This window comes from Sandarakinorhabdus sp. (genome assembly GCF_040398645.1).
Lineage (GTDB): Bacteria > Pseudomonadota > Alphaproteobacteria > Sphingomonadales > Sphingomonadaceae > Sandarakinorhabdus.
Genome location: NZ_JBBATR010000011.1, coordinates 26,443 through 31,466 on the forward strand (window position 1 = coordinate 26,443; position 5,024 = coordinate 31,466).

Here is a 5,024-nt window from a genome sequence, read left to right on the forward strand (position 1 = left end):
GGCCGCCAAGGGCCGGGAGTTCAGCCGGGCCACCATGGCCTTGCACTGGGCGCGCGGTGAGGCCGATGTGGCGGCCATGCTGGCGGCTGGCGGCTGGTCAGCGCTGCCCTCCGGGCCGGGCGTGTGGAGCTTTGACGCCACCGCGAGCGCGGCAAAATAAGCTGAAACCTCCGGATTTGGCTGCTGGAGCAATCCGTGAGGGCGTTTTCCGATCAGTTTGGGTGCTCGGCACGGCGGGCGTGTTGGTCCGAGGCCAGGCTTGCCAAGCAAAAAAAGTGGCCCAGATCATCGCTGATCCGGGCCATTTCTTGCTTAAGGATATTCGGGTTCAGAACCTCACATTGGCTTCCACGCCGTAGGTGCGGAAATCGTTGAAGAAGCCGCCGATGCCGCCTTGCGGGCTGCCGGATTGCCAGAACAGATACTGTGCGTTGAGCAGGTTGCGGGCCCACACTGCCAAGGTCAACTTGCCATCGCCGCTGCCGAGCGGGATATCGGCAAGGGCCAAGCGGCTGTTGACCAGGAAGGTCGCATCACCCTTCGGCTGGGCAAAGCGCACGGCGCGCGTGACCGGATCATAGGTCACGTCGGTGTAGTTGGCAAAGAAGCCCGAATCGTAGTTGGCATCAAGGTGGGCGTGCAGCTTGAAGTCCTTGATCGGCAGATCATAGTCGATCGAGGCGCTGGCGGTGTTTTCCGGCGTGTAGACCTGATAGATCGGCACCGGCACGGTGATCGGCAGGCCGCCCGTCTGCGGGAACGGGTTGAGCGTTGGCGGGATCGTGACGATATTCTTGGCATAGCTCGCCGACAGGGTCAGGCCCTTGGCCGGATTGACCAGCAGTTCAAGTTCAAAGCCCTTCACCCGTCCAGCGCCCGGCGCGTTGATGATATCGGTGGTGGTGCGGGTGGTGGTGACGCGGACACCGTTGATCACGTCTTCATAGAGGCCGCTGAAATCGAGCTGGATATCGTTGTACGACCCCGTGAACGCCGCGAAGTTGAAGCGCAGCCGGTTGTCGAAAAACTGGGCCTTGCCGCCGATTTCGAAGATCGAGACGGATTCCGGATTGAACGAGCGGTAGGTCAATGAGCGCGAGCTGGCGCCGCCCGAACGATAGCCGGTGCTCCACTTGCCATAGACCAGGATATCGTCCGTCACTTCGGCAGCAAGGGTGACCAGCGGATCGAAGCGGCTCCAGGCCTGATCGAGCAGGATCTTGCCGGAGACGTTGACACCATTGACCGGCACCACCGGCAGTGCGCCGTTGATGGTGAACAGATTGCCCTGCTTGTCGTCGCGGGTCCAGCGGCCACCCAAGGTCAGGTGGAGCTTGTCGTCAGCGATCGGCGGCGTGTAGGTGCCCTGGCCGAACACACCGATGCTGGTGACTCGCACATAGCTGGCGCGCTGGACGATCTGCGTGTTGAAATCGATCTGGCGCTGGGCGAACGTGGTGCCGGCAGCATCCGTGACGATCATGGTGTTGAACGCCTGGGCGTTGTCTTCGACTTTTTCCTGATAGAACAAGGCGCCGGCAGCGAACTTGACGCGGCCGATTTCACCGACCGCTTCGACTTCCTGGCTGACCTGGTTCTGGCGGAATGGCGCGACGCTGATGCGGCCGAACTGATAAGGCCCGCCGCCGGTGGCAATCAGGAAATTGCCATTGGGATTGGCCGCAGTCGGCGCAATCGTGAGCGTCGAATCCGCCGAGCCATTGTCCCATTGGGTCTGGCTCATCACGCGATAGGCGGTGATCGACTTGAATTTCAGCGTGGAAGACGCGTCCCATTCCAAGCCGAGGCGATAGCCTTCGGTCTTGCCGATGCTCAGCGGCTGCGGCACGCCGACCTTGGCGGCGCTGAGCCGGGTTGCCGACACCGGGTTGATCCCTGCCACGAAGTTGGGCGGGATCGCCGGCGCAGTGGCGGTGGCCGGAAGGCCGAGCGGGCGGGAAACCTGCTGCAAATACAGGGTGCTGGTGGCATCATAGCTGTTGTCCACGGCGACATCGACACTGAAATTGTCAGTCGGACGCCACAACGCTTCAAGCCGGATACCGCGCTTGTCGAAGCTGTTGAAATCGTTCTGGCCTTGCAAGGGGTTGTCCACCATGCCGTCGCGGCGCGAAAGTATGCCGTCGAGCTTGAAGCTGATGTTGGCGACTTCCGGCAGATCGATGTGGGTGACCGCGTTGTAGCTGTTGTAGTTGCCAACGCCGATGGTGGTGTTGGACTTGAACTGGCCGCTGGGCTTCTTGGTGACGATGCTCACCGCGCCGCCCATGGTGTTGCGGCCGAACAGCGTGCCCTGCGGGCCCTTCAGCACTTCGATATTCTCGACATCATAAAGCGCAGCGCCAAGGCCCTGCGCACGGCCGAGATAGACGCCATCGATATAGACGCCAACGCCCTGGTCGCGGGCCGGCTGGTTGCTGTCGGCCATCACGCCGACGCCGCGGATGTTGATGACGAGCACGCCGGGGCGCGAGAAGAATGGCGCAATCTTCAGGGACGGAATGGCACCATCGCCCAGATCAAGCAGCGACACGATGTGACGATCCGTCAGCACGGCGCTGCCCAGCACCGCAATGGCGATCGGCGTCTTCTGCAGATTCTCGCTGCGCTTTTGGGCAGTGACCACGATTTCGGCAAGGCCGTCTTCGGCTGCTGTAGCTGCATCGGCAGCACCAGCGGCATTTTCAACCGCATGGGCGGGCATTGCCGCCACTGCGGCCATCGCCAGAAGCGACGCTGTCAACAAATATGGCTTGGTGTTGCGAATCATGATGACCCCCTGGTCAAACTGCGCGCCGCCACCACTGGCGCCGCTTCGATGCGGCCCCTGCACGGCAATTGCTACGATACACGGGCGGTCTGCTTGCAGTTTTGTGACTCACCCAAGACCCCTCGCGCCTGTGGCTTTCCTGCAACACCAAGGCCGCGCCGCCACCAGATCGATTGTCGGCATCGCCATGGTGTTGAGTTCTGGCCGCGTGCGGCGCCGTACTTCGCTACCGCACTGTCCGCTGCCGCAGGACGAATGATTGACGCCAACGATGGGGCCCGGCACGTGCGTGCGATGAGCCCCGCACCCCATCCGCCCGAACCCGCCCGCCCGCTGGAGCGCGTGTGGCTGGTCGCCAATCGCGCCAGCCGTTCGACCGATGAAGGCCGCATCGCGGCGCTGGAGGCAGCCGTGCTGGCAGCAGGTGCCACCATCGCCGGAAGCAGCGATTTCCCGCGCGAACCGGCGCCCGGTGCCGCCGCGCTGGCGGGCATTGACACGCTGGTGATCATGGGCGGCGATGGCACCATCAACAGCGCAAGCGCGGCGGCACGCGGCTGGGCGGGGCAGGTGCTGGCAATACCGGGCGGCACCATGAATTTGTTGCCGCGCGCGCTGCACGGCGATGCGCCGCCCGAAGCCATCGTGGCGGCTGCTGCCTCCAGTGATGCCGCGCCCATGCTGGTGCATGTGCCCGTGGTGCGTGCCGGCGATCACACCAGCTATTGCCGCATCATCATCGGGCCGATGACGCGCTGGGCGCGTGCCCGCGAAAATGCGCGGCGTGGCCGGCTGTGGCGGGTGTGGCAGGCGGTGCGGCTGGCGCTGGCGCGCGGCTTTCTGGGCGGCGTGAAAGTGGCGGGCCATGCCGGCCGCCATCCCGGCGTGCTGGTGATGCCTGCCGCTCAGGGCCTGGATGTGGCGCTGTTTTCGGGCAGTGGCATCGGCGATGCGATGGCCGTGGCCATGCGCTGGCTGCTGGATGATTGGCGTGATGCCGCCGCCGTGACGGCGTTTACCGCCAGCGAACTGATGGTTGGCCGCCGCCGCACCCTGCGCTGCCTGTTTGATGGCGAACTCAAACGCCTGCCGCCGCCGGCGCGTCTGGTGCCGGGCTGGTCCGATCTGCGCTATATCCGGACGCTGCCTGCTTGAAGCCGGCGCGCATGACAGACTTGAGCGGGCAAAGGCGATGCCCTAGCATTTCACGATGCTCCGCCGTGCCAACATCAGGTCAATCGTCGGCGTCGCCGTGGTGATGCTTGCGGTCCTGGCTGGCGTGTCGGCCTGCGTTCCGGCGGGGCGGCTGACGGCTGGCAAGGCCGCGCTGCCGCAATTTGATGTTGCCGCATTCTTTGCCGGCCGCACGCAGGGCCGCGGTATTTTGAAAATAGCCATGCGCCGCACCGAGCCTGTCAGCGTGGATGGCAGTGGACAGACCGCGGCTGACGGCATGATCTTGCTTGATCAAGGCGTTCGGCAAGGCAATCGCGATATCAAGCGGCGGCAATGGCAGCTTCGCGCGATTGGCCCGGGCCGTTATGCCGGCACCCTATCGGATGCCGCTGGGCCAGTTGTGGGTGAGGTGACCGGCAATGTCCTGCATTTGCGCTTTGCCCTGAAGGGCGGCTTCAAGGCCGATCAATGGTTGACGCTGCAACCGGGGGGCAATGAAGCGCGCAACGTGATGATCATCCGCAAATTCGGCATGCCGGTCGCGCGGCTGGATGAAGTGATCATGCGCGTGCCCGGCTGAAGGCGCTTTTATCGCGGCGCTGCCTGGCCCCACCCATCCGCCGCCGCATCGTCCGCCGGTTTTGCCGCCACCCAGCGCGTGGTGCCATCCGCCCACTCCTCGCGCTTCCAGAACGGCGCTTTGGTTTTCAGCCAGTCCATCAGGAAGGTCGCGGCGGCAAAGGCATCGCCGCGGTGGGGCGAGGCGGTGATGACGAGCACGATGGCGTCGCCGGGCAACAGGCGCCCGTGGCGGTGGACAATGCTGCCCACCACGCCGGGCCAGCGGGCGGCGGCATCGGCGGCGATGGCCTGCATCTGCGCCAGTGTCATGGCTGGATAATGTTCGAGGGTGAGCGCGACCAGGCCGTCATCGGCGCGGACAAGGCCGGTGAAGCTGACCACGGCGCCAAGATCGGTGCGGGCGCCGATCAGGCCGGCGTGCTCGGCTGCGATATCGAACGGCCCGGATTGCAGGCGCGCCCCAATTGCTGGTGAC

At 64.6% G+C, this 5,024-nt stretch carries 4 protein-coding genes; 2 read left to right on the forward strand and 2 right to left on the reverse strand.

The annotated features are described in order from the left end of the window. Positions 1 to 328: 328 nt before the first annotated feature. The gene (locus ABWP50_RS04260) at positions 329 to 2,791 is read right to left on the reverse strand and encodes a TonB-dependent receptor (RefSeq protein WP_353216752.1); all 2,463 of its coding nucleotides are present in this window, start codon (positions 2,789 to 2,791) and stop codon (positions 329 to 331) included. 294 nt (positions 2,792 to 3,085) lie between these two features. Here ABWP50_RS04260 and ABWP50_RS04265 point away from each other — a divergent pair, with 294 nt between their 5' ends. Both ABWP50_RS04265 and ABWP50_RS04270 read left to right on the forward strand, forming a co-directional pair. After that, positions 3,086 to 3,946 carry a diacylglycerol kinase family protein gene (locus ABWP50_RS04265; RefSeq protein WP_353216753.1) on the forward strand — a complete coding sequence of 287 codons (861 nt, stop codon included), beginning with the start codon at positions 3,086 to 3,088 and terminating at the stop codon, positions 3,944 to 3,946. A 55-nt stretch (positions 3,947 to 4,001) separates the two neighbouring features. After that, positions 4,002 to 4,547, forward strand: coding sequence for a DUF3833 family protein (locus tag ABWP50_RS04270; protein ID WP_353216754.1), 546 nt, complete (start codon positions 4,002 to 4,004; stop codon positions 4,545 to 4,547). A gap of 8 nt (positions 4,548 to 4,555) precedes the next feature. On the opposite strand, the gene ABWP50_RS04275 is transcribed toward ABWP50_RS04270, so the two are convergent. Continuing rightward, positions 4,556 to 5,014: a molybdenum cofactor biosynthesis protein MoaE gene (locus ABWP50_RS04275; protein WP_353216779.1), complete on the reverse strand. Its 459-nt coding sequence runs from the start codon at positions 5,012 to 5,014 to the stop codon at positions 4,556 to 4,558. Between the last annotated feature and the right edge of the window lie 10 nt (positions 5,015 to 5,024).

Bases quoted from the DNA above. Each gene is read 5' to 3' on its own strand.
- ABWP50_RS04270 (WP_353216754.1), top strand. From the start codon at position 4,002: ATGCTCCGCCGTGCCAACATCAGGTCAATCGTCGGCGTCGCCGTGGTG.
- ABWP50_RS04265 (WP_353216753.1), top strand. From the start codon at position 3,086: ATGAGCCCCGCACCCCATCCGCCCGAACCCGCCCGCCCGCTGGAGCGC.
- ABWP50_RS04260 (WP_353216752.1), bottom strand. From the start codon at position 2,791: ATGATTCGCAACACCAAGCCATATTTGTTGACAGCGTCGCTTCTGGCG.